Source organism: Saccharothrix sp., assembly GCF_031180885.1.
In the GTDB taxonomy this organism is placed as follows: domain Bacteria; phylum Actinomycetota; class Actinomycetes; order Mycobacteriales; family Pseudonocardiaceae; genus Actinosynnema.
Genome location: NZ_JAPSLK010000020.1, coordinates 38,964 through 62,115 on the forward strand (window position 1 = coordinate 38,964; position 23,152 = coordinate 62,115).

The window sequence follows — 23,152 nt, forward strand, 5'->3', positions numbered from 1 at the left end:
GAACGGCAACGGAGGGGTTGGTCGAGATGGCACGGGAGTCCTCGGGCGGGGTGCAGTCCCTACAGCGTGCCTTCGACCTGCTGGAACGGCTCGCCGACGCGGGCGGCGAGGCGAGCCTGTCGGAACTGGCGTCGGCGTCCGGCCTGCCGCTGCCCACGATCCACCGGCTGATCCGCACCCTGGTCACGCTGGGGTACGTGCGGCAGAACAGCAACCGCCGCTACACCCTGGGGTCCCGGCTGATCCGGCTCGGCGAGAGCGCGTCGCGGCAGTTCGGCACGTGGGCGCGACCGTTCCTGGCGGCGCTGGTCGACCAGGTGGAGGAGACCGCGAACCTTGCCGTGCTGGACGGGGACGAGGTCGTCTACGTGGCACAGGTCCCCTCCCGCCACTCCATGCGGATGTTCACCGAGGTGGGCCGGCGACTCCTGCCGCACGGGACCGGGGTCGGCAAGGCCATCCTGTCCCAGTTGCCGCGCGACGAGGTGCGCGCGCTGCTGGCGCGGACCGGGCTGCCGGCGTACACGCCGAACACGATCACCGACGCCGAGGAGTTGCTGGCCTCGCTGGACCGGATCGCCGAGCAGGGGTACGCGCTCGACGAGAGCGAGCAGGAGTTGGGCGTGCGGTGCATCGCCGTGCCACTGGTGGGCGCGCCGACGCTCGCCGCCGTGTCGGTGTCCGGACCCGAGGGGCGGCTGACCAAGGAAGCCGTGGACCGGATCCTGCCCGAGGTGCTGGAGATCGCCAAGCGCCTGTCCGCGCAGTCCGCGCTGGCCTGAACCGACGCGTGAGGAGTGACGGGCGCCCCCGTTGACCAAGTTATATTCATGCGCATACAGTTAATGCACATGCACTCGTTCACCTCGGAAGGTCGACCCATGCACTGGTTCCACCTCGCCATCGCCACCGTCTTCGAGATCGTCTTCGCCCTGGGTGCCCGAGCGGCCAACGGGTTCACCCGTCTCGTGCCGTCGGTGGTGACGCTCGTCGCGGCGGCGGGCGGGATCTTCTTCCTCAGCCTCGCCCTGCGGACGCTCGACGTCGGCGTCGGCTACACGATCTGGACCGGCATCGGGTCGATCGGCACGGTCGTGATCGGCGCCTTCCTGTTCAAGGAACGCCTGACCGCCGCGCGTGCCGCGTGCTTCGCCGTGATCATCCTCGGCGTCGTCGGCCTGCGCGTCGCGGCCGGCGCCTGACCAACACCCCGGGGAGCAGAGAAATGAACAGCCACAAGCGCGCCTGGACGTACCTGCTGATCGCGGCCGTGTTCGAGGTGGTGTTCGCCTTGGGGACCAACGGGTCCAACGGGTTCACCCACCTGTGGTGGTCGGTCACGACCGTGCTCGCGGCAGCGGGCGGGATCTTCTTCCTCAGCCTGGCGGTGAAGACGCTGGACGTCGGGGTGGGCTACACCGTGTGGACCGGGATCGGGTCGGTGGGCACGGTCGTGTTCGGCAGCCTGGTGTTCCACGAGTCGCTGTCGGTGCTGAAGGTCTTGTGCTTCGCGCTGATCATCGGCGGCGTGGTGGGGCTCAAGCTCACCTCACGCGCGACAGCGGCGAGCTAACATATGCATGTACGACCATAGACAAGGGAGGGCCACCATGTCGGACGCTCCGGGACGCGCGGTGGCCCTCTCCAGCGACGGACAGCTGTGGGCCCGGCTGTCCGCGCTGCACGCCCGGGTCGGCGGCGCCATGCAGAAGGTGCTGCAGCGGCGCGCCGACATCGGGTTCTCCGAGTTCCTGGCCCTGGTCGCGCTCGCCAACGCGGAGCTGGGCGAGCTGCACATGCAGGAGCTGGAGGAGGTCACCCAGCTCAACCAGAGTTCGGTCAGCCGGCTCGTGCTGCGGCTGGAGCGGACGGGCCTGACCGAGCGCCGGTACTGCGAACGCGACCGGCGGCGGGTCTACACCGGGATCACCGAGTTGGGGCGCCAGGTGCTGGCCGAGGCGCTGCCGGTGTACGAGACCGCGTTGAGCGACGCCTTCGGCCACCTCACCGGCGACCGCGAACTCGGCCCGTTGCTGGCCAAGCTCCGCGAGTGACTTCCCACGATCGAGCGACCCCGACGTGCCGGTCGTCGGGCGGGCGGTGATGATCTCCCGCGTGACTTACGAGGGACGCACGCTGACCCTGCACTGGGACGACCGCCAGGTGGTGGGCCGCTGGTCCGACGGCTCCCGACTGGACCCCGTGCCGACCACCCCGCCCGTCGACCGGGTGCAGTGGCTGGTGGACCTGATCGCCGAGTACCGCCGGACCTACCCGGGCGCCCGGGTCCGCGCCACCAACCGGGACGACTGGCGGGTGCCGGAGACCGGGCGACTCCGGTACGTCGTGCCGCAGGCGCCGCCGGCGGGTCGGCCGTACGTCGTGCGGTCCACGCTGGAACCGTTGCACTACCACGTCTTCCCGGACCGCCGGCAAGTCAAGGAGTGCTGGCACCACTGCCCATAAGGGCCTCCGCCGCACAGTGGCCGCTTTGCTTTCGCCGCGCAGCGGCTGTTTTCGGCGCGCTTCGCGCGCCGGGCTGGCTATCAGCCACAGGAAGGGCCTCGGTTCGTCCCCCGTACGGCCTGGGCGCAGCCCAACCACGCTTTGGTCTTCTGTGCAACCACGCTTCACCGGTTGCTCAGAAGGCCAAAGCGTGGTTGCCTCCGGCAGGCCGTACGGGGGACGAACCGACGCCCTTCCACCCCGGGGGCCTGCCGCGCGGCGAGCGCCGCTTTGATCTTGAGAGCGCGCCAGCGCGTCCGTCTTGAGAGCGCGAAGCGCGTTCTAGAGAGCGAAGCGCGTGCCTAGCCCAGGAGGGCGTCGACGAAGGCGACAGGCTCGAACGGGGCCAAGTGGTCGGCGCCCTCGCCGAGACCGACGAGCTTGACCGGCACACCCAACTCGCGCTGCACCTGGAAGACGATGCCGCCCTTGGCCGTGCCGTCGAGCTTGGTCAGCACGATGCCGGTCACGTCCACCACCTCGGCGAACACCCGGGCCTGGGTCAGGCCGTTCTGTCCGGTGGTGGCGTCGAGGACGAGCAGGACCTCGTCCACCTCGGCCTGCTTCTCCACCACCCGCTTGACCTTGCCCAGCTCGTCCATCAGGCCGGTCTTGGTATGCAGACGGCCGGCGGTGTCGATCAGGACGGTGTCCACGCCCTTCGCCACGCCCTGCTTGACCGCCTCGAACGCGACCGACGCCGGGTCCGCGCCCTCCGCGCCGCGCACCGTCGACGCGCCGACCCGCGAGCCCCAGGTCTCCAACTGGTCGGCGGCGGCGGCGCGGAACGTGTCCGCCGCGCCCAGCAGCACCGAGCGGCCGTCGGCGACCAGGACGCGGGCGAGCTTGCCGGTGGTGGTGGTCTTGCCGACGCCGTTGACGCCCACCACGAGCACCACCGCGGGCTTGCCGGAGTGCGGCAGGGCGTGCACGGACCGGTCCATCTCCGGGTGCAGCGCCTCGGTCAGCACCTCGCGCAGCAGCGCGCGGGCGTCGTCGGACGTGCGCACGCCCCGGGTCGCGATGCGTTCCCGCAGGTTGGTGACGACCTGGTCGGTCACCGCCGCGCCGAGGTCGGCCATCAGCAGGGTGTCCTCGACGTCGGTCCACGAGTCCTCGTCGAGGTCGCCCGCGCCGAGCAGGCCCAGCAGGCCCTGGCCGAGGGTCGAGCGGGAGCGCGAGAGCTTGCCGCGCAGCCGTTCCAGACGGCCGGCGGTGGGCTCGATCTCCTCGATCTCGCTGGCCTCTTCGGGCAGCGCGATGTCGACGAAGCCGCGCTTGACGGAGTCGCGGGGGACGCTCGCGTCGTCGCCCACGCCGGGCTGGCCGTCGACCTCGGTGCGGTCCGCGACCGGGTGTTCGACGGGAGCGGTGTCGTCCACGGGCGGGGCAGTCACCGGAGAAGTGGTCGCATCCGCCGGAGGGGCGGTGGTGGTCTCGGCGGGCTTGGCAGGGCTCGCGCCGGACGGCTCGGCCTGAGCGGGCTTGCGTTCAGCGGGCTCGGCGGGCTTGGTGTCGGCGGATTCGGTGTCGGCGGGTTCGGGTTCGGTCGTCTTGGGGGCGAAGGTCACCCCCGCGCCGGCCTGGTAGCCCTTGACGGCCGGCTTGTCCTCCTCGGGTTCGGCGAGGCTGATGCGCCGCTTCCGGGACAGCACGACGCCGGTGACGAGGGCGACCGCGAGCAGGGCCGCGACAACGACGACGATCCAGATCACAAGCTCCGTGGACACTCCGCAATCCTCGCACGCCACGTTCCGTGACAATCCAACAAGCTGGATTGATTTCCGGCAACTTTCCCACCTACACCCTTGCGCCTGCGGTCTGTGTGGAATAGGACACAGGGCGTGAGGGTGATCGGGCTCATCTCCGGGACGTCGATGGACGCCGTCGACGTGGCCGTCGGCGACTTCGCGCTGGACGGACCGACCGTCGTGCTGCGCCCGGTCGCCCACGCCGAGCACCCCTTCCCGCCCGAGCTGCGCGAGCCGCCGACGAGCGCCGCCGACCTGTGCGTGCTGGACACCCGGCTGGGCCGGCTATTCGCCTCAGCGGCGAAGGAGCACGAGGCGGACCTGGTGGCCTCGCTCGGGCAGACCGTCCACCACTGGGTAGAGGACGGCCGGTGCCTGGGCACGCTCCAGGTCGGCGCGCCCGCGTGGATCGCCGAGGCGACCGGGCTGCCCGTCGTCGCCGACTTCCGGGTCCGGGACGTCGCCGCCGGCGGCCACGGCGCTCCCCTGGCCAGCACCCTGGACGCGCTGTGGCTCGCCGAGCTGGGCAACGCCGTCGCGCTGAACATCGGCGGCATCGCCAACATCACCAAGATTTCGCCCGAAGGTGTGATCGCCTACGACACCGGACCGGGCAACGCCCTCATGGACGCGGCCATGACCGTCCTGTCCGGCGGCCTGCGCACATGTGACGTGGACGGGGAGTTCGCCGCGCGCGGCCGGGTCCACCAAGAGCTGCTGGACCGGCTGCTCGCCGACCCGTACTACGCGCGCCCGGCGCCCAAGTCGACCGGCAAGGAGCACTTCAACCGCGCCTACCTGGACCGGGTCACCGAAGGTCTGGTCGTGCAGGCCGAGGACTTCCTGGCCACGCTGACCGAGCTGACCGCCCGCACGATCGCCGCCGAGTGCGCGGGCGCGGGCGTGGTGATCGGGTCCGGTGGCGGGATGCGCAACCCCGTCCTGGTGAAATCGTTGCGGGACAAGGTGGAGCTGCGCACCAGCGACGAGCTGGGCCTGCCCGCCGACGCCAAGGAGGCCTACCTGACCGCCCTGCTCGGCTTCCTGACCTGGCACGGCCTGCCCGCCAACGTGCCCTCCGCCACCGGCGCGTCCGGCCCGCGCCTGCTCGGCTCGATCACCCCCGGCCGCGAACCCCTGCGCCTGCCCGAGCCCGTGACCACCGCCGTCACCGGGCTCAGAGTGATTGGAGGACACCGTGCGCGCACTTGATGTCGCCATCATCGTGCTGTTCCTGGTGGGGATGCCGCTGCTGGGGGTGTGGATCGGCGGCCGGCAGCGCTCCGCCACGGACTACTTCGTCAGCGAGCGGCGCATCTCGTGGTGGGTCGTGTGCGTGTCGGTGGTGTCCGCGGAGACGTCCACGCTGACCGTGCTGTCCGTGCCGACGGTCGCCTACGGCGGGACGATGACGTTCCTGTCGCTGGCGATCGGCTACCTGCTCGGCCGGATCGTGGTGTCGTTCGTGCTGCTGCCCAAGTACATCGCGGGCAACCTGATCACCGCGTACGGGTTCCTGGGCAAGCGGTTCGGCGGCGGGTTGCAGTCCACGGCGTCGGTGACGTTCCTGGTGACCCGGCTGCTCGCGGACGGCCTGCGGCTGTTCGCCACCGCGATCCCGGTGAAGGTCGTGCTCGCGGCGTACGGGGTCAACGCGTCCTACTGGGCGATCGTCATCGTGTTGGGCATCGCGATGGTCGTCTACAGCTTCCTCGGCGGCGTGCGGGCCGTGGTGTGGGTCGACGCCATCCAGATGCTCTGGTACGTCCTCGGCGCGGTCGCGGTGATCGTGGTGCTGTCCGGCAAGCTGCCCGACGGCTGGTTCTCGGCGGCGGCCGACGCGGGCAAGTTCCAGGTCCTCGACTTCGCCGCCAGCCCGTTCACCTCGGCCTACGCGATCCCGACCGCGTTCATCGGCGGCGCGGTGCTGTCGATGGCCTCGCACGGCGCGGACCAGCTGATCGTGCAGCGGCTGATGGCCACCCGGGACGTCCGGGCCTCGCAGAGGGCGCTGATCGCCAGCGGTGTGGTGGTGTTCCTCCAGTTCGCGCTGTTCCTGTTCATCGGCGTGATGCTGTGGGCGTTCTACAAGGGCGCGAACCCGGTGAAGGACCTGGGGCTGAACAACAACGACGAGCTGTTCGCGAACTTCATCGTGCGGGACATGCCGTCGGGGCTGTCCGGGTTCGTGATCGCGGGCATCCTGGCGGCGGCGCTGTCGTCGTCGCTGGGCGCGCTGGCCTCGTCCACGGTCACCGACGTGTACCAGAAGCTGGTGCGGCGGCCGATGAGCGAGGCCGAGGTGTTCCGGCAGGGCCGGATCTGGACGGTGGTCTGGGCCGGTCTGCTGATCGTGTGCGCCGGGCTGTTCGCCTCGCTGACGCGGCGCGGCAACCCGATCGTGGAGCAGGGCCTGTCGATCGCCGGGTTCACCTACGGCGCGTTGCTGGGCGCTTTCCTGCTGGGGTTGTTGTTCCGGAAGGCCAAGCAGACCGACGCGATCGTGGCGTTCGTGACCACCGTGGTGGTGATGGCGTTCGTGATCCTGGGCGTGAAGTTCGTCGGCCCGGAGGCCGCGGCGACGCTCGACTTCTCGGCGGCCACCGCGACCTCCAAGCCGCTGGCCTACCCCTGGTACACCCCGATGGGAGTGCTGGTGACGTTGGTCGTGGGTGGTTTGTTGTCGTTGCGGCACAAGGGTTACACGCCGCCGCAGGTGGACGAGGCGGTGAGCGCGCGGGCGGCTTAGGCCGCTTTGGAGCGGTAGGCCACCAGTTCGAGGTGGAGGCGGAAGCCGAGGCGGTCGAACATGCGGTGGGACGAGGTGTTGCCGGCCAGGATGGCGGCGGCGGCCTGGGGACGGGCGCCGTGGCGTTCAGCGAGCTTCCAGACGAGTTCGGTGATCAGCGCGGCGCCCACGCCCTTGCCCCGCACGTCGGGTTCCACGGCGACGAAGTCGACGTAGTACTCCCCCGGTTCCGCCTTGCCCGCGGCGTAGCCGAGGACGTTCGGGCCGTCCATGGCGACGACGACGGTGTGGTCCCGGCTGCCGTCGACCAGCGAGCGGCCGGACAGGTAGGTCTTGGGGAAACAGCGTTCGTGCAGGACGGCCACCGCCTCGTGGACGGCGGCCTCGGTCGGCAGCACGCGCATCTCGCGCGCCGGACCGGTGCGCGGGCAGCTCGCCTCGCGCAGCAGCAGGCCGCGCAGGCCGTCGCCGTCGAGGACGTGGATGCTGCTCGCCCGGCCCGCGGTGAAGCCGTGCCGCTCGGCGAACGCGGCCAGCCTGCGGTGCATGGTGTGGCCGTACACCTCGCGGTCGGCGATGCCGTCCAGCAGGGGTTGGGCGTGGGCGTAGAGGGCGTCGGAGGTCTGGTCCCAGATGCGGCTGCCCGCCGGGTGGTTGACCGGCACGTCCACGAACGGGCCGTGCAGGAACGCCCGGCCCAGCTCGGCGTCCACCTCGACGCTGAGCACGCCGCAGACGCGGCCGGAGTCGTCGGTGGCGACGACGGTGCAGGAGGGCCAGTCGGGTTCGAATTCGGCGAGTTCTTCGGTCAGCTCCCCGAGCGTCTCACCGAGGTAGCCGATGTGGTGCGCGGTGTCGGCTTGGAGCCGGACGAGCAGGGCCAGCACCGCGCCCAGGTCGTCCTGGTCGGCGAAACGGATGTCATACATGCCCGGAATAGTCACTCGCCGGTGCGACGAACGCGAGGGAGTTTTCGGACGTGGGCGCGGGTGACTTGACGCGGGCCGGTCGAGCCGTCGGACGGGCCCGGTGACCGGGGTGTCGCGGCGGCTGTTCCCGGGTTCCCGGTTCACCGATCCGGGGCAGACCCGGCGACCGGGAGGCAGCCGCTCGGCGACCTGCCGCGGCGCGGGAAGTGGCGCTGGCACTCGGCGCCGTTGGCCTGATCGACGAGCGGCGGGGCGCGGAGCGGTTCACGATGGGTACCGCAACACCTCCTGGGGAGGCGTCATGGCGGTGCGGCGCGTGCGTTTCGAGGAAGCCGGGTGCCCGGTCTCGCGGTCGGTGGACGCCGTCGGCGACTGGTGGTCGCTGCTGATCGTCCGGGACGCGTTCGACGGCCTGCGCAGGCTGAGCGACTTCCAGCGCAGCCTGGGTGTGGCCAAGAACATGCTCAGCGCCCGGCTGCGGGAGTTGGTGGCCCACGGGGTGCTCATGTCCGTCCCGTCGCCGGACGGTGGTTTCCAGCGCGAGTACGTCCTGACCGCGAAGGGCCGTGACCTCTTCCCGGTGATCGTGGCGCTGCGCCAATGGGGTGAACGCCACTGCTTCGTGCCGGGCGAGCCGCACACCACCCTGGTGGACCGCGTCACCGGCAGACCTGTGGCGATGTTGGAGGTGCGCGCGGAGTCGGGCGCGGTGCTCGGACCGGACGACACCGTTGTCACCGGGGTGTCCTGACGCGACGCATCTCTTGCCGCCGGGCTGCGCGTGGTGGACCCTCGACTGCGTGAGTGAGGAAACGATCCAACTCGAACTCAACGACAGCGGGGTGGCGGTAGACCTTCCGATGCCCGCCAACCAGCGGGACGCGGTCCAGGAGGTTCCCTACCGGCCGGTGGACTTCCGGGACGACGACCTGCCCAGCGCACTCGAACGGGCCGCTTCCTGGCTCCGGCAGACCCAGGACTGGCTGGGCGAGCCGGTGGACGTCATCGCGATCCACCTGGACTACGACGACACCAAGGGTTCGCCGTACTACAACCTCAAGTTGCTCTGCAACGACGAGGACCTGGCCGGCGTCCCCAAGGTGGTCCGCGAGCACGAGGCCGGTATTACCCGCCAGTAGCGTACCGTTGAGGTATGCCAGATCGCGTGTACCCGCCGGTGATCGCCGCGGCCAAGCTCATGTTCCGCGTGCTCGACCTGCGCATCACCGTGGACGGCGCACACCACGTGCCGACCACCGGCGGGGCCGTGCTGGCGAGCAACCACGTCAGCTACCTGGACTTCATCTTCGCGGGCTACGGCGCGCAGCCCGCGAAGAGGCTGGTCCGGTTCATGGCCAAGCACGAGGTGTTCAAGCACCGCGTGTCGGGCCCGTTGATGCGTGGCATGCACCACATCCCGGTGGACCGCGCCAACGGGCAGGAGTCGTTCCAGCAGGCGCTGGACGCGCTGCGGGCGGGTGAGGTGGTCGGGATCTTCCCGGAGGCCACCATCAGCCGGTCCTTCACGGTGAAGGACATCAAGAGCGGCGCGGTGCGGCTGGCGGCGGAGGCCGGTGTGCCGTTGGTGCCGGTCGCGGTGTGGGGCACGCAGCGGCTGTGGACCAAGGGCAAGCCGAAGAACCTGACGCAGCGGCACGTGCCGGTGACGATCATCGTGGGCGAGCCGATCGAGCCGACCACCGATGACGCGCTGCGGAAGCGGATGCAGGAGCTGCTGGACGAGGCGCAGGCGCGGTACCCGGAGCCGGGCGAGGGCCACTGGTGGCACCCCGCCCACCTGGGCGGCACGGCCCCGACGTCGGAGGAGGCCGCCGCCCTGGACCGCCGCTAGCGGCGAGGCCGCTCAGGACACGCCCTGCCCTTCGCTTTTCCACACCGTCGTGTCGGCGGCCGCCCAGCCGTCGAGGAAGTCCCTGGCCGACTCGGCGGGGACGGCGGCCGAAGCCCACTCGTAGAGCAGCGAGCGGGACGAGCGGTCGTTGTGCCACAGCTCCGCCAGCTCCACGCACCCGGCCATGACGTACGCCAGGCCCTCGCGGCACTCCGGCGGGTAGCCCGACGCGCGACGCAGCACCGCCTCGACGCTGCGCTCGACCCCCCACGAGCCGGTGCCCGCACGGCTGGGCACCAGCAGGTTGTCGAAGCTCGGACCGTGCCGCCGCACGCCGGTCGTGAGCGCGCGCAGCAGGTTCCCCACCGCCGCCATCGGCGCGGTGCGCCGGTCCGGCGAGGCCAGCGTCTCCACCACCCAGATCGCGGACGAGCCCGGCCCCAGCGACGGGATCAACTGGTCGAAGCACTGGAAGAGGCTGGTGTAGGCGTCGCGCAGCCGCCACTCGGAGCCGGCGGCGAAGTCGTCGCCGGTCACCGCGCCCGCCTGGCACCGGATCGCGAAGCCCAGCTCGCCCCGGTCCGCCGTCAGCCGCTCGACGTGGGGCATCAGCTTGCGGACCACCCCTCGCAGCGTCCGCACGGCGCCGGGGCTCAGGCCGTCCTCCACGGAGTTCGCCAGGTAGCCGGCGTGGATCGCGAACCACAGGTGGACCAGTTCGTCGTCGGTCACCCCGTCGTCGACGGTGCCGCGGACCAGGTCGCCCAGCACTTCGACGACCACCTCCCGGTGGTGGTAGGTGGACTCCAGCAGCACGCTCATGGCGCCCACCCGGCCCTGCGGCACCTGGCGCACGACCTCGCCGAGCAGCCGCTCGACCGCCGCCCGGCTGAGCGGGATGCAGTCCGACATCTTCGCGACGTACCGCAGCACCGACTCCCGGAACAGCGCCCGCCGCGCGAGCTGCTCCCGGAACCGGCCGACGTCAGTGGTCAAGGCCGGTGGCGGGTGGTCGTCGTTCATCCTGGACAGCATCTCCAGCAGCACCTCCGAGCCGCCCGCGCGGTTGCCCATGTTGTGCAGCGACACGCAGATCTGCGAATACACCTCCGCCCGACCGGCCACCGCGTGCGGGTACAGCTCGCCGGCGACCCGGGCGCTGTCCCCGCCGCAGTTGCGGACCAGGTACAGGGCGCTGAAGTACTCCTGGAAGCTGCCGTGCGTGAACTGGAAGACCTCTTCGTGGTGCTCGTCCAGCCCGTAGTCGGTGAAGATCCACGCCCGACCCCGGCACGTCGCCAGCAGCTCGCCGACGAACCGCCTGGCCGCCGACTCGCTGCCCTTGCCCTCCTGGAGCAGGAACGGCACCAGGTCCACCTCGATGTCCCGGGCGGTGAGCCGGGTCTTCTCGGCGGTCCGGTCGCCCAGGGCGGCGATCCGCGACAGCGCGATCTGCACCAGCTCCAGGTCCGGTACCTCGTCGATGATGCCCCGCGTCTTGTCCCACTCGCCCAGCAGCAGTTCCACGCACCGGCTGTAGAGGCGGGCGCGGGTGCGCGGGATCGTCTTGCGGCCCCGGTAGAGCACGCAGATGAACGCCAGCAGCAGCGGGTTGGACACCAGGTCGGGCAGCGTCGCGGTCTCCGACGTGAACCGGGACACGATCTGCTCGGTGGTGCGCCGCCCGCCCAGCTCCTGGTGGCTGAACCAGTTCTCCACGTACCGGTCCACCCGGGCGCGGTCGAAGGCGCGGATGAAGTAGGCGTCGAACAGCACGGGGTCCAGGCGCGCCACCGGGTAGCCGATGATCCGCGAGGTCACCAGGATGCGCGCGAACGGGTAGGCGCGGGCGACGGACTCGATCGTCCGGGCGAACCGCACCCGGTCCTCGCCGCGCACGATCTCGTCCAGGCCGTCGAACACCAGCAGGGCCTCGCCCTCGTGCAGCAGCCGCTCCACCGAGCCGCGCGTGACGGTCGTCTGGTAGCGCCTGCCCAACTGGTCGCGCACCAGGTCCACCAGGCTGAACTCGGGTTCCGCGACGTGCCGCAGCACCACCAGGAACGGCACCATGCCACCCTCTTCGGCGGCCACCACGGCGGCCACCGTGCTGGCGGTGGACTTGCCCGCGCCGGGGTCGCCGAGCAGGACGGTCCGACCGACCAGGTCGGGCAGGGCGGCGGTGACCACCCGGTCGGTGCGCAGCAGCAGCGTGTCGCCGTCCACCTCGCCCAGCGACGGCGGTACGAACAGCCTGGTGTGGTCGACCATCCGCCGCGTCGACAGGTCGGGGACCTCGATCATCCGGTGCGCATCGGCGAACCGCCGACGGTAGGCGTCGATCCACCTGCGGTGGTCGTCGCGCGACTCGTGCTGGGCGACCAGCGCGGAGGTGTACTTGTCGATGGACACCAGCGTCTGGGCGACGATCGTCGACTCGGCCCACGAGATCAGCTCCTCGGGGCTGCCTATGGAGTCGCGGAGCTTGCGGGCGACGCTGCGGCAGGATTCGAAGAGGTGGGTGACGAACGCGTCGGCGTAGGGCGCGACCTTCTCCCGGCTGGTTCCGGGCAGGTGCGGCAGGAGCAGGAGGGTGACGTTGGTCAGCACGCCGTGCCGGTGGGCGGTCTCGGCGTTCATGATCGCCACCGCGAGCGCGTGCCGGGCGCATGTGGCGAACTCGGGGGTCTTGATGAACGCGTCGACGTGCTTCTGGGTGACGCCGTGCGGCAGCCGGTCGACCAGGCTCGCCGGCCAGTAGTCGGAGTTGTGCGGACCGGACGTGCGTTCCAGCAGGGTGAGGACGTCAGCCGGGCCGTAGCCGCGTTTGGCGAGGTTGCGCTTGAACTTCCGCAGCAGCGGTTCCAGAAGGGGGCGCGACGCCTGCACCGCCGCCCTGCCTAACGCGCCTTCCACCACACCCGTCATCGCGCCTCCCGCCGTTTGGCAGGTCATCGCGGGACGGCGTGAGCACGTTAGCCGTCACCCGGCCTCGGGAGTCGCGGGCTCGGCCGGTGCGGGGGCCGGTGCTTCCGCCTTGCCGGGCTTGAGGTCTTCGCGGCCCCGAAGTCGCTGGGAGATCACCTGGCTGATGCCGTCGCCGCGCATGGACACGCCGTACAGGGCGTCCGCGATCTCCATCGTCGGCTTCTGGTGCGTGATGATCAACAGCTGCGACCGTTCCCGGAGCTGCTCGAACAGCCCGATCAGCCGGTGCAGGTTGGTGTCGTCGAGGGCCGCCTCGACCTCGTCCATCACGTAGAACGGCGAGGGCCGCGCCCGGAAGATCGCGACCAGCATCGCCACCGCCGCCAACGACTTCTCGCCGCCCGACAGCAGCGACAGGCGCTTGACCTTCTTGCCCGGCGGCCGGGCTTCCAGCTCGATGCCGGTGGTCAGCATGTCCTCCGGCTCGGTCAGCACCAGCCGGCCCTCGCCGCCGGGGAACAGGACCTTGAAGACGACCTCGAACTCCCGGGCCACGTCCTCGTAGGCCGACGTGAAGACCTCCAGGATCTTGTCGTCGACCTCCTTCACCACGGTCAGCAGGTCGCGGCGGGTGGCCTTGATGTCCTCCAGCTGGTTGGACAGGAACTTGTACCGCTCCTCCAGCGCCGCGAACTCCTCCAGCGCCAACGGGTTCACCTTGCCCAGCAGGGACAGGTCGCGTTCGGCGCGCTTGGCCCGCCTGGCCTGGGTCTCCCGGTCGTACGGCACGGCCTGGGGCGCGGAGACCAGCTCGCCGCGTTCCTTCGCGGCCTCGTACTCGGCCAGCTCGCCGGCCGACGGCGGCACGTAGACGTCCGGGCCGTACTCGTTGACCAGGTCCTCCAGGCCGATGCCGAAGTCCTCGGCGACCTTGGTCTCCAGCTGCTCGATGCGCATCCGCTGCTCGGCCCGCAGCACCTCGTCCCGGTGGACGGCGTCGGTCAGCTTCTCCAGCTCCACCGACATCTCCCGGACCAGGCTGCGGACCTGGGTCAGCAGGGCCTCGTGCTGGGTGCGGCGCTCCTGGGCGACGTCGCGCTCGCGCGCGGCGCGGGCCAGGGAGGTGGCGATGCGTTCCAGGGCGATCTCGCCGCCGCGCACGACCGCCTGGGCCACCACGGCGCCGCGGGCACGGGCGGCGTGGGCGCGGGCGGCGCGTTCGCGGGCTTCGCGTTCGGCGCGGGCGGCGCGGCGGAGGGCGTCGGCCTTGCCCTGGAGGGCTCGGGCGCGTTCCTCGGCGGTGCGGAGGGCCAGGCGGGCGTCCATCTCGCTCTGGCGCGCGGCGGCGAGTTCGGCGGCGGCCTCGTCGCGGTGGGAGGTGTCGGGCTCGTCGTCGAGGGGCTGCTCCTCGGCGACCAGGAGGCGTTCCTCCAGTTCGGCGAGCTTGAGCAGGTTCTCCTCGCGGGCCGCCTCGACCTTGCCGCGCTGGACGCGCACGCGCTCCACGTCGGCCTCGGCGGACCGGACCGCCGCCGCCAGCCGGTTGAGCCGCTCCGACGACCGGGCGCGGCGCACCTTGGCCTCGTTGACCTGCTCCTTCAGCGCGCCGACCTCGGCCCGCCTGGCCTGCTGCTCGGCCCGCGCGCCCTCCAGCGCGGCGGCGGCGTGCTCCAGGGCCCGCTCGGCCAGCGCCAGCTTCTCCGACGCCTCGTCCACGGCCGCCTGGACCTCGATGACGCTCTGGCTGCGCCCCGAGCCGCCCACGGCCCAGTCCGCGCCGAACACATCCCCCTCACGGGTGACGGCCCGGACGTCCGGGCGGGTTTCGACGAGACTCCGCGCGGCAGCCAGGTCGTCGACCACGGCGAGGCGGTCCAGGGCGCGGTGCACGGCCGGGCGCAGGGCCTCGGGCGCGTGCACCAGGTCCACCGCCCACCGGGCACCAAAAGGCAGTGCGGGCCAGCCGGAACGGTCGATGTGACCACCGCCGCCCACCAGGAGGCCCGCACGGCCGGCGTCCTGGGCCTTCAGCAGTTCGAGAGCGGCCAACGCGTCCGGGCCGGACTCCACGGCGACCGCGTCCGCGACCGGGCCGAGAGCGGCGGCCAGCGCCACCTCGTGACCCGGCTCCACGGTCAGCAGCGCCGCCACCGAGCCCAGCAGGCCCGGCAGCCGGGACGCCAGCAGCGCACCCGCCCCGTCCTTGCGGGTCAGCCCCAGGGACAGGGCGTCCACCCGGGCCTTCCACGACGCGATGTCCCGCTCCGCCGTCCGCTCGGCCTTGACCAGTTCCTCGACCCGGCGGCGGGCGGCTTCGTCGGCCTCCACGGCCTGCTTGTGCCGCTCGTCGAGGCCGGCGTCGTCCTCGTCCTCGGTGCCGGTGACCTCGCGGCCCTCGGCCAGCTCCTGCGCGGCGACCGCCAGCCGCTCCTCGGCCTCGGCCAGGGTCACCGACAGCCGCTCGATCTCCTCGGCCGTCGCGGACGTCTTCGACCGCAGCGCCTCGACCTGCCCGGACAGCCGGGCCAGGCCCTCCCGCCGGTCGGCGATCGCGCGCACGGCCGCCAGGTGCGCCTTCTCCGCGGCCTGCACCATCCGTTCCAGCTCGGCGCGGGTCTCCACGGCCTCGGCGAGGCCGATCCGGGCCTCCGTCACGCCCTCCTGGAGTTCCTGCTCCAGCAACGCCGTCTGCTCGGCCTCGGCCTCCAGCTCGTCCGGGTCGCGCCCGCCGCGCGGGGCCTCCACGGACGCCGACAGGTGGCGCTCGCGTTCGACGGCCAGCCGCACGGTGCCGCGCAGCCGCTCCTCCAGCGCGGACAGCCGGTACCAGGTGTCCTGGGCCTGCTGGAGCTTCGGCGCGTCCGCCGCGACCAGGTCCTCCAGCTCGTTCTGCTGGAACTGGGCCTGCTGCAGCGACTGCTCGACCTCGGCGCGCCGGGCGCGGGCCTTGGCCTCGTCCTGCTCCTCGCGGGCCAGCGCCTCGCGCTGGGTGACCAGGTCGTCGGCCAGCAGCCGCATCCGGGCGTCGCGCAGCTCGGACTGCACGACCTGGGCGCGGCGGGCGATCTCGGCCTGCTTGCCCAGCGGCTTGAGCTGGCGGCGCAGCTCGGCGGTGAGGTCGGTGAGGCGGGTCAGGTTGGCCTGCATCGCCTCCAGCTTCCGCAGCGCCTTCTCCTTGCGCTTGCGGTGCTTGAGGACGCCCGCGGCCTCCTCGACGAACGCCCGGCGCTCCTCGGGCTTGGACTCCAGGATCGCGGCGAGCTGGCCCTGGCCGACGATGACGTGCATCTCGCGGCCGATGCCGGAGTCCGACAGCAGTTCCTGGATGTCCATCAGCCGGCACGAGTTGCCGTTGATCTCGTACTCGGTGGCGCCCTCGCGGAACATCCGGCGGGTGATCGACACCTCGGTGTACTCGATCGGCAGCATGCCGTCGGAGTTGTCGATGGTCAGCGTGACCTCGGCGCGGCCAAGCGGCGCGCGGCCGGAGGTGCCGGCGAAGATGACGTCCTCCATCTTGCCGCCGCGCAGGTCCTTCGCGCCCTGCGTGCCCATCACCCAGCGCAGCGCGTCGAGCACGTTCGACTTGCCGGACCCGTTGGGACCGACGACGCACGTGATGCCCGGCTCGAAGCGCAGCGTGGTAGCCGAGGCGAAGGACTTGAAGCCCTTCAGCGTCAGGCTCTTGAGGTGCACGCCGGGCAGAGTACCCGTGCGGTCGCACGCCCAGACGCCTGCCACGCCGGCCAACGGCCCTGTTCAGGGCTTCACGGACACCAGGACCTGCCTGTCCACGACGACTTCGAGGCGTTCGATCTGGCCCACGGAGAAGGACGTGGACCCCGGGATGCGGGCGTCCTCGGGGTGGTCGGTGCCCCACCAGCCGCCGATCTCGGTGCGGCCCGAGCGGTCGTGGACGACCAGCATGCACCTCTTGCCCTTGGGCGCGTTCTGGACCGTCAGCCACATCTCGGTGCCCCACTGCTTGGCCACCAGGTCGGCGGTGGCCGAGACACCGGTCCCGCTGTCGGCGGCGCTCAGGCGGATCGGCTCGGGGTCGCGCGGCGCGAACACCAGCACACCCACCGCGACCAGCGCGATGACCAGCGCCCCGGCGCCCGCCAGGACGAGGTTGCGGCGCTTCGCGGGCGGCTCGGGCGCCGGCTCGGCGACCGGCGGCAGCGGCAGCAGCTCCGGGGCGGGCGCCGGGTCGTCGAACGGCACGTCCAGGTACTCCACGTCGACCTGCGCGAGCAGGCCGGGCAGCGGGGCCAGCCGGACCATCTCCCGGCGGCAGACCGCGCAGGTGCGCAGGTGCACCTCGAACGCCGAGCGCTCCGCCGGGTCGAGCGCGCCCAGCAGGTAGGCGCCGAGCGCGACGGTGTGCGTGCAGCTCACGACTCGGTCACCCCCCGTTCCTCCAACGCGTCGCGCAGCGCCCGCAGGGCGTAGAAGCAGCGCGACTTCACCGTCCCCGGCGGGACGCCGAGGACCGCCGCGGCCTCCTTGACCGTGCGGCGGCGGTAGTAAAGCTCGACCACCACGGCCCGGTGGTCGTGGCTGAGCGCCCGCAGCGCCTCCGCGACCTGCCAGCTCTGCAGCACGTGGTCCACCTGGTCGGCGACCGGCGGCAGGTCGGCGGGCTCGATCGGCACCTCGGAGTTGCGCCCGCTGCGCTTGCGGAAACCGGAGATGACCAGGTTGCGCGCGACCGTGTAGAGCCAGGGGCCGGCGTCGTCCGGGGTCAGCTCGTCGGCGTGCTTCCACGCCCGCAGCAGGGTCTCCTGGACGACGTCCTCGGCCTGCTGGTGGTCGCCGCCGACCAGGCGCAGGACGTAGCCGTGCAGCGGGCCGCGCCACCGGCCGTAAAGCTGCCTGACCACCTCTTCGCCTCGGTCCACATCGCTTTACTACGCCATCGGACCCTTATGCGTTCAACGCTCGACGAAACCGGTCAAGCCGCCGCGCGGCTCGGACCAGCGCTCCACGACCGAGTCCACTCGACCGGGGGTACGACCGGAACGGAGCGCGTCCAGGAGGCCCTCGCACGCCTCCTTGGGGCCTTCCGCGTTGACCTCGACCCGACCGTCCCGCAGGTTCGAGGCGCTGCCGACCAGGCCCAGCTCAAGAGCCCTGGCGCGGGTCCACCAGCGGAAGCCGACGCCCTGCACGTGCCCGCGGACCCATGCGGTGAGCCGAACGGTGTTCTCTGCACCAGCCACATCGGCCATCCTGACATTTCACCCTTTAGTGGTACGGTGCGCGACCGTGAGTGCGCGGCGCGGTAACCGATCCGTGATGGGCGGACTGGTCGGGCTGCTGCTGGGGGCCGCCGGCGCTACCGGCGTGGCCTTCGCAAGCCCCGAACAGCTCGCCCCGTTCGTGGCGCCCAGCTCAACACAGGCGGCCGAGGGCGACAACCGGGGCGTCGGTGGGGTGGGCGGCGTCGGCGTGCCCGTGCGGACCGGTGAGCGGCCCGTGTCGCCACGGCCCACCACGACCACCGCCGAGACCACCACGACGACCACAGAGACCACGACCTCCACCACCGAGGCGCCGACGACGACCACCGAGCCGACGACGCAGCCGCCCGCCACGACCACCACCAAGCCGGCCCCCGTGTCGGAGGCCCAGCGGGTCGTGGAGCTGGTGAACGAGGCCCGCGCCGCGGCCGGCTGCCCCGCTCTGAAGGTGGACGAGCGGATCGTCAAGACCGCCCAGGCGCACAGCACCGACATGGCAACCCGGAACTACTTCTCGCACGACACCCCGGAGGGCGTCGACTTCGCCGAGCGCATGCGCGCGGCGGGCTACCCGAACCCGGGCGGCGAGAACATCGCGCAGGGCTACCGCACGCCCGAGGCGGTCATGAAGGGCTGGATGAACTCCGAGGGCCACCGCCGCAACATCCTGAACTGCGGTTTCACCGCGATCGGCGTGGGCCTGGACACCCGCGGTTACTACTGGACCCAGAACTTCGGCTGGTAAGAGGGAGCAACGCGTGACCGACGGGCTGTACGAGACCCCGGAACCCGACCGCCGCCGGCCGCGCGTGTCGCCGAACGTCCTGCTGGCCGCCTCCGGCTTGGCCGTCGCGACGATCTTCGCCACGATCGCGTCCTTGGCGGGAGCCGAGGAGGGCGCGGCCCCGGCCAAGGAGGGCCCGCGCCAGGACGTGGTCAACCGCAGCACCCTGACCACCGTCCCCACCACGACGGCCTCGTCGGTCACCCTCACCACGACCGGCACCACGACGACGACCACCGAGACCACGACGACGACGTCGAAGCGCACCCGGGTCACCACGGTCACCCGCCCGGACGGCACCACCACGACCACCACGGTCGAGGACACCCAGCCGCCCACGCAGACGACCCAGCCGACCACCACCACGTCGTCGAAGCCGCCCACCACCGACCCGACGGAACCCACCACCACGCAGCCGCCCGCCACCACAACGACCACCACCCAGCCGTCCACCGGCACGTGACCCAAACGAGCCGGTAGCCGCTCGGTGACGCCGCGCCACACATTCGTGTGGACGACCGCCCGAACGATGAGGCCGCCGACGCGATGAGCCGATAACTCGGACACCTGACCATCCGACCGGGTTTCCCACAGGGAGATGGTGTGTTCGAGGAAGATCATCACGAGTCACCGAAGCGCGGTGTCCCGGCGGTCGTGCTGCTCGCCGCCGGCGGCGCGGTCGTCGCCACGGTGATGGCCACCCTGGCCTCGATGCTGGCCACCGGCGACCCCGAACCCGAGGCCGGCCCGCCCAGGCCCCAGGCCGACGTGAAGGCCACGACCAGCACCGCGGTCCGCGTCGCCACCGGCAGCCACACCTCGACGGTGGTCATCACCGTCCCGGCCCCGGCCAAGCCCCGCGCCGACGCCCCCGCGCTCCAGCCGGCCCCGGAAGCGCCCGCGGTCGAACTCACCACGACGACCGAAGCGCCGGCCCCGACGACGTCCCAGCCGCAGAGCAACCCGCCGACGTCGTGGCCACCCAGCCCCACCGGCTCGTCGTCCGCGTCGAGCACCACCACCACCACTACGCCGACCACCACGACAACCGGGTGACAGCTGCGCCCCTTTCCGGTTGGCTGGCGTCGACCGGAGGGGGATCTGTTGGTGGTGCGCATCCGGGGGCGAGCGCTCCCACACGGCGAACACGTGGACCTGTGCGCGGACGGTGACCGGTGGACCGACGACCCGGTCCCCGGTGCCGAGGTGGTCGACGGGTGGCTGCTGCCGGGCCTGGTCGACGCCCACACCCACCCCGGCACCACCGACGCGAACCAGCCGCTGGACGAGGACCTCCTGCGCGAGCACCTGCGGCAGCACGTCGACGCCGGGGTCACCGCCATCCGGTCCCCCGGCCTGGCCGGCGACCCGCCCCCGTGGTTCGGCACCGACCCCGACACCCCCAGGGCCTTCCACGCCGGCCCCTGGATCGCCCGCCACGGCCAGTTCTTCGACGACTGGGGCCGCCACGCCGACGTGCACGAACTCCCCGGACTGGCCGCCGCCCAGGCCGCCAAGAGCGGCTGGGCCAAGATCATCGCGGACTGGAGCGTGGACGACGAGCCGGTGCCCGTGGACGTGATGACCGCCGTCGTCGCGGCCGTGCACGCCGTGGGCGGCCGGGTCGCCGTGCACACCCAGCACGCGGCCGGCAGCGCGGCGGCGGTGGCGGCGGGCGTCGACTCCATCGAGCACGGCATGTGGCTGTCCCCGGACCTGCTCGACCGGATGGCCGCCCAGGGCACCGCCCTCACCCCGACCCTGTCCGGCTTCGAACGCGCCCTGCCGGACGTGGCGGCCAAGCCGGACGGCCCCCGCAAGGACTGGTTCGTGGGCGGCGTCCACGCACTCCGGAGCTTGGTGACCGCCGCGTCCGAGGCGGGTGTGCGCATCCTCGCCGGCACCGACGCGGTCCCGCACCACCGCCGCGCGGTCCTGGACGAGATCCACGCCCTGTCCGCCCGCATCGGCCCGCACGAGGCCCTGGCGGCCGCCTCCTGGCACGCCCGCGCCTTCCTGGGCCTGCCGGGGTTGGAGCCGGGCGCACCGGCGGACGCGGTCGTCTACGCCGAGGACCCGAGACTGGACCTGGACCAGTTGGCCCACCCGGTCGCCGTCATCCTGCGCGGCCGGAGGGTTCGCTAGGCCGCAACGCGTAGAAGGCGGCAGCGGCCGTGCCGACGCACAGCGCGACCGCACTCCACGCCAGCGAAGCGTGCACGCCCACGGCCGCCCCCAGCAGCCCGACCGTGAACCCGCTCCCCGCCCGCAACCCGCCCGACGACATCCCGTAGACGCCCAACACCCGCCCGCGATCCGCCGGCGGGCTGAGCAACTGCACCACCGTCTGCGTGATCGACATCGACGCCAGGTGCGCCACCCCGCCGACCAGCAGCAACACCACCGCCAACGGGTAACTCCCGGTCAGCGCGAACCCGAGGCTCGTCACCCCGTAGATCCCGGTCGCCACCACCGCCGTCCGCACGGTCGGCCGCATCCGGGTCGTGGCCTCAAGCAGCACACCGCCCAGCACCCCGCCCGCACCGTTGGCGAACAGCAGCACGCCGTACGCCAGACCGGCGTCACCGGCCCCCAGATCGGTCGCGAAGATCGGCATGGCCGACTGGAGCGAAGCGCCGACGAAGAACGACGCCAGGCCCGCCACAGCGATCATCGCCACCAGCGTCCGGTTCGAGCCCACCTCGCGCAGCACCCGCAGCGACTCCAGCACACCCACGCGCGGACGGGCGTCGTGATCACGCGTGTGGCCGGTGAACTTGGTGCGGAACAGGAACAGGGTCAACGGCAGGTAGAACGCGATGTTGGCGAAGATGCCCGCGGTCGGCCCCAGCCCCAGCAACAACGCCGACCCGACGACCGGGCCGAACAGGACGCCCAGGCTGCGGAACGTGGCGTTGAGCCGGACCGCGCTGGGCAGTTCGTCCGGGCCGACGAAGTCGTGCAGCATCAACTGCTCGCCCGGCCCCCACAACGCGCCCGCGATGCCGTGCAGCACCAGCAGGACGCCCGCGTGCCACACCTGGAGCGCGTCGGTGAGGAACAAGATCCCCCACGCCGCCGACACTGCCATGAACAGCACCTGCGCGGCCTGGATGACCCGGCGGCAGTCGTAGCGGTCGGCCAGCGCGCCGAACCACACCGACAGCAGCAGGAACGGCAGCCAGTGGCTGATCACCGCGAACCCGGCCAGGGCCGGCGACTGGAACTTCTCCCACAGCACCCAGTACGTGATGACGTGCTCGATGTTGTCGGCCATCATGGCCAGCCCGGCGCCGAACAGGTACGGCCGGCAGTCCCGGTTGCGCAGCGCGGCGAACCGGCGTGGCGGTGCCGGCACGTGCGTCGGTACACCACAGGCCGCGCACATCATCGTCCTCCCGGAACTCGTCCCCCGGAGGGCACGCTAGGCAGGCGCGCCCGGCGGCACCTAGGACGTGAGCGAACACGCGGCGCGGATCACACCGGTTCCGCGACGTTCCAGCGACGGTGAAACGCGGTCGCCGGGGCGGCGGGGCGGCGGATCGGCGAGTCGGCGGTAGCGTCCGGCGGATGACCGTGCCGGTGGACCCGACCAACGCAGACCAGCTGACCGCCTGGGACGGCGACCAGGGCGCCTTCTGGGCCGACCACGCCGACCGCTTCGACGGCGGCGCCGCCCGCTACCACGAACGGCTGCTCGACGCGGCCCGCATCGGACCCGCCGACCGCGTCCTCGACATCGGTTGCGGCACCGGGAAGTCCACCCGCGACGCCGCGCGGCGGGCGGCGCACGCGCTCGGCGTGGACCTGTCGTCGCGGATGATCGAGGAGGCCCGGCGGCGGGCGGACCGGGAGGGGGTCGCCAACGTCGCGTTCGAACAGGCCGACGCGCAGGTGCACCCGTTCCCGGAGGCCGCGTTCGACGTCGTCATCAGCCGGCACGGGGTGATGTTCTTCGGCGACCCGGACAAGGCGTTCGCCAACATCGCGAGCGCGTTGCGGCCCGGCGGCCGGATGACGCTGCTGACATGGCAACCGTTGGCGCGCAACGAGTTCGCGTCCACGTTCCGCTCGCTGTTCGCGGCCGGCAAGCCCATGCCCGAGCCGCCGCCCAACGCGCCGCACCTGTTCTCGCTCAGCGACCCGGACCGCGTCCGCGCCCTGCTGACCGGCGCGGGCATGACGGACGTGGAGCTGCACGCGGTCAGCGAACCGGTGTGGCTGGGCGACGACGTGGAGGACGCGCTGGCGTTCATCACCGCCCGTCAGGCGAGTCAACTGGCCGAACTGGACGACGAGACCAAGGACCGGGTCATCCAGGCCGCGCGGGAGGACATGGCCCGGCACCTGGACGAGCACGGGGTGCGCTACTCGTCCGCCGCGTGGATCATCCAGGCCACCAAGTCCTGAG

The 23,152-nt window shown here is 71.9% G+C and carries 23 protein-coding genes; 15 read left to right on the forward strand and 8 right to left on the reverse strand.

From position 1 onward, the window contains the following. Positions 1-26: 26 nt before the first annotated feature. The 5 genes from RIN75_RS22680 to RIN75_RS22700 all read left to right on the forward strand — a co-directional run bounded on the left by RIN75_RS22680 (position 27) and on the right by RIN75_RS22700 (position 2,466). The gene (locus RIN75_RS22680) at positions 27-782 is read left to right on the forward strand and encodes an IclR family transcriptional regulator (RefSeq protein ID WP_309114006.1); all 756 of its coding nucleotides are present in this window, start codon (positions 27-29) and stop codon (positions 780-782) included. A gap of 48 nt (positions 783-830) precedes the next feature. Next, positions 831-1,202 carry a multidrug efflux SMR transporter gene (locus RIN75_RS22685; RefSeq protein ID WP_309114007.1) on the forward strand — a complete coding sequence of 124 codons (372 nt, stop codon included), beginning with the start codon at positions 831-833 and terminating at the stop codon, positions 1,200-1,202. A 23-nt stretch (positions 1,203-1,225) separates the two neighbouring features. Then, entirely contained in the window at positions 1,226-1,573 is a 348-nt protein-coding gene (locus tag RIN75_RS22690; RefSeq protein ID WP_309114008.1) for a multidrug efflux SMR transporter, read from the forward strand. 37 nt (positions 1,574-1,610) lie between these two features. Beyond that, positions 1,611-2,054, forward strand: a complete 444-nt coding sequence (locus RIN75_RS22695) for a MarR family transcriptional regulator (RefSeq protein ID WP_309114009.1) — start codon at positions 1,611-1,613, stop codon at positions 2,052-2,054. A 61-nt stretch (positions 2,055-2,115) separates the two neighbouring features. After that, positions 2,116-2,466: a hypothetical protein gene (locus tag RIN75_RS22700; protein WP_309114010.1), complete on the forward strand. Its 351-nt coding sequence runs from the start codon at positions 2,116-2,118 to the stop codon at positions 2,464-2,466. Between the two features lie 341 nt (positions 2,467-2,807). Here RIN75_RS22700 and ftsY read toward each other — a convergent pair whose 3' ends face one another. After that, positions 2,808-4,235, reverse strand: a complete 1,428-nt coding sequence (ftsY, locus tag RIN75_RS22705; protein ID WP_309114011.1) for a signal recognition particle-docking protein FtsY — start codon at positions 4,233-4,235, stop codon at positions 2,808-2,810. Between the two features lie 114 nt (positions 4,236-4,349). Between ftsY and RIN75_RS22710 the strand changes: the two genes are divergently transcribed. Further along, positions 4,350-5,468, forward strand: a complete 1,119-nt coding sequence (locus RIN75_RS22710) for an anhydro-N-acetylmuramic acid kinase (RefSeq protein WP_309114012.1) — start codon at positions 4,350-4,352, stop codon at positions 5,466-5,468. Continuing rightward, the gene (locus tag RIN75_RS22715) at positions 5,455-7,005 is read left to right on the forward strand and encodes a sodium:solute symporter (RefSeq protein ID WP_309114013.1); all 1,551 of its coding nucleotides are present in this window, start codon (positions 5,455-5,457) and stop codon (positions 7,003-7,005) included. Before RIN75_RS22710 ends, RIN75_RS22715 begins: the two co-directional genes overlap by 14 nt. Here the strand turns inward: RIN75_RS22715 and RIN75_RS22720 are convergent. Continuing rightward, positions 7,002-7,934 carry a GNAT family N-acetyltransferase gene (locus tag RIN75_RS22720; RefSeq protein WP_309114014.1) on the reverse strand — a complete coding sequence of 311 codons (933 nt, stop codon included), beginning with the start codon at positions 7,932-7,934 and terminating at the stop codon, positions 7,002-7,004. The two genes, RIN75_RS22715 and RIN75_RS22720, sit on opposite strands and share 4 nt — an antisense overlap. Before the next feature lie 301 nt (positions 7,935-8,235). On the opposite strand from RIN75_RS22720, the gene RIN75_RS22725 reads away from it, so the two are divergent. Genes RIN75_RS22725 through RIN75_RS22735 form a run of 3 tightly spaced genes read left to right on the forward strand, consistent with a single transcriptional unit; the run spans position 8,236 to position 9,786 of the window. Further along, a complete protein-coding gene (locus RIN75_RS22725; protein ID WP_309114015.1) occupies positions 8,236-8,685 on the forward strand; it encodes a helix-turn-helix domain-containing protein in 450 nt (149 codons plus the stop codon). Positions 8,686-8,734: 49 nt separating this feature from the next. Further along, entirely contained in the window at positions 8,735-9,073 is a 339-nt protein-coding gene (locus RIN75_RS22730; RefSeq protein WP_309114016.1) for a hypothetical protein, read from the forward strand. 14 nt (positions 9,074-9,087) lie between these two features. Beyond that, positions 9,088-9,786, forward strand: a complete 699-nt coding sequence (locus RIN75_RS22735; RefSeq protein ID WP_309114017.1) for a lysophospholipid acyltransferase family protein — start codon at positions 9,088-9,090, stop codon at positions 9,784-9,786. Positions 9,787-9,798: 12 nt separating this feature from the next. On the opposite strand, the gene RIN75_RS22740 is transcribed toward RIN75_RS22735, so the two are convergent. The 5 genes from RIN75_RS22740 to RIN75_RS22760 all read right to left on the reverse strand — a co-directional run bounded on the left by RIN75_RS22740 (position 9,799) and on the right by RIN75_RS22760 (position 17,945). Next, entirely contained in the window at positions 9,799-12,714 is a 2,916-nt protein-coding gene (locus RIN75_RS22740) for an NACHT domain-containing protein (RefSeq protein ID WP_309114018.1), read from the reverse strand. Positions 12,715-12,768: 54 nt separating this feature from the next. Further along, complete coding sequence (smc, locus tag RIN75_RS22745) at positions 12,769-16,410, reverse strand: chromosome segregation protein SMC (RefSeq protein ID WP_309114019.1); 3,642 nt, start codon at positions 16,408-16,410, stop codon at positions 12,769-12,771. 63 nt (positions 16,411-16,473) lie between these two features. Further along, on the reverse strand, positions 16,474-17,112 hold the full coding sequence (locus RIN75_RS22750; protein ID WP_309114020.1) for a zf-HC2 domain-containing protein: 639 nt from the start codon (positions 17,110-17,112) through the stop codon (positions 16,474-16,476). Further along, the gene (locus RIN75_RS22755) at positions 17,109-17,615 is read right to left on the reverse strand and encodes a sigma-70 family RNA polymerase sigma factor (RefSeq protein ID WP_309114021.1); all 507 of its coding nucleotides are present in this window, start codon (positions 17,613-17,615) and stop codon (positions 17,109-17,111) included. Before RIN75_RS22755 ends, RIN75_RS22750 begins: the two co-directional genes overlap by 4 nt. Positions 17,616-17,648: 33 nt before the next feature. Then, the gene (locus RIN75_RS22760; RefSeq protein WP_309114022.1) at positions 17,649-17,945 is read right to left on the reverse strand and encodes an acylphosphatase; all 297 of its coding nucleotides are present in this window, start codon (positions 17,943-17,945) and stop codon (positions 17,649-17,651) included. A 67-nt stretch (positions 17,946-18,012) separates the two neighbouring features. Here RIN75_RS22760 and RIN75_RS22765 point away from each other — a divergent pair, with 67 nt between their 5' ends. From RIN75_RS22765 to RIN75_RS22780, 4 genes are all read left to right on the forward strand, one after another. Further along, positions 18,013-18,702 (forward strand): CAP domain-containing protein, encoded by a 690-nt coding sequence (locus RIN75_RS22765; protein WP_309114023.1) that lies wholly within the window; start codon positions 18,013-18,015, stop codon positions 18,700-18,702. Between the two features lie 13 nt (positions 18,703-18,715). Next, a complete protein-coding gene (locus RIN75_RS22770; protein ID WP_309114024.1) occupies positions 18,716-19,204 on the forward strand; it encodes a hypothetical protein in 489 nt (162 codons plus the stop codon). 140 nt (positions 19,205-19,344) lie between these two features. Next, positions 19,345-19,797, forward strand: coding sequence for a hypothetical protein (locus tag RIN75_RS22775; RefSeq protein ID WP_309114025.1), 453 nt, complete (start codon positions 19,345-19,347; stop codon positions 19,795-19,797). A gap of 51 nt (positions 19,798-19,848) precedes the next feature. Next, on the forward strand, positions 19,849-20,886 hold the full coding sequence (locus tag RIN75_RS22780; RefSeq protein WP_309114026.1) for an amidohydrolase family protein: 1,038 nt from the start codon (positions 19,849-19,851) through the stop codon (positions 20,884-20,886). On the opposite strand, the gene RIN75_RS22785 is transcribed toward RIN75_RS22780, so the two are convergent. After that, a complete protein-coding gene (locus RIN75_RS22785; RefSeq protein ID WP_309114027.1) occupies positions 20,858-22,099 on the reverse strand; it encodes an MFS transporter in 1,242 nt (413 codons plus the stop codon). The two genes, RIN75_RS22780 and RIN75_RS22785, sit on opposite strands and share 29 nt — an antisense overlap. A 212-nt stretch (positions 22,100-22,311) precedes the next feature. Between RIN75_RS22785 and RIN75_RS22790 the strand changes: the two genes are divergently transcribed. After that, on the forward strand, positions 22,312-23,151 hold the full coding sequence (locus RIN75_RS22790; RefSeq protein ID WP_309114028.1) for a class I SAM-dependent methyltransferase: 840 nt from the start codon (positions 22,312-22,314) through the stop codon (positions 23,149-23,151). Position 23,152 lies beyond the last annotated feature (1 nt).

Excerpts from the sequence above, each read along its gene's own strand:
- RIN75_RS22695 (WP_309114009.1), top strand. The coding sequence starts at position 1,611 with ATGTCGGACGCTCCGGGACGCGCGGTGGCCCTCTCCAGCGACGGACAG.
- RIN75_RS22720 (WP_309114014.1), bottom strand. The coding sequence starts at position 7,934 with ATGTATGACATCCGTTTCGCCGACCAGGACGACCTGGGCGCGGTGCTG.
- RIN75_RS22760 (WP_309114022.1), bottom strand. The coding sequence starts at position 17,945 with ATGGCCGATGTGGCTGGTGCAGAGAACACCGTTCGGCTCACCGCATGG.
- RIN75_RS22725 (WP_309114015.1), top strand. The coding sequence starts at position 8,236 with ATGGCGGTGCGGCGCGTGCGTTTCGAGGAAGCCGGGTGCCCGGTCTCG.
- RIN75_RS22735 (WP_309114017.1), top strand. The coding sequence starts at position 9,088 with ATGCCAGATCGCGTGTACCCGCCGGTGATCGCCGCGGCCAAGCTCATG.
- RIN75_RS22680 (WP_309114006.1), top strand. The coding sequence starts at position 27 with ATGGCACGGGAGTCCTCGGGCGGGGTGCAGTCCCTACAGCGTGCCTTC.
- RIN75_RS22765 (WP_309114023.1), top strand. The coding sequence starts at position 18,013 with ATGGGCGGACTGGTCGGGCTGCTGCTGGGGGCCGCCGGCGCTACCGGC.
- RIN75_RS22690 (WP_309114008.1), top strand. The coding sequence starts at position 1,226 with ATGAACAGCCACAAGCGCGCCTGGACGTACCTGCTGATCGCGGCCGTG.
- RIN75_RS22685 (WP_309114007.1), top strand. The coding sequence starts at position 831 with ATGCGCATACAGTTAATGCACATGCACTCGTTCACCTCGGAAGGTCGA.
- RIN75_RS22740 (WP_309114018.1), bottom strand. The coding sequence starts at position 12,714 with ATGACGGGTGTGGTGGAAGGCGCGTTAGGCAGGGCGGCGGTGCAGGCG.
- RIN75_RS22790 (WP_309114028.1), top strand. The coding sequence starts at position 22,312 with ATGACCGTGCCGGTGGACCCGACCAACGCAGACCAGCTGACCGCCTGG.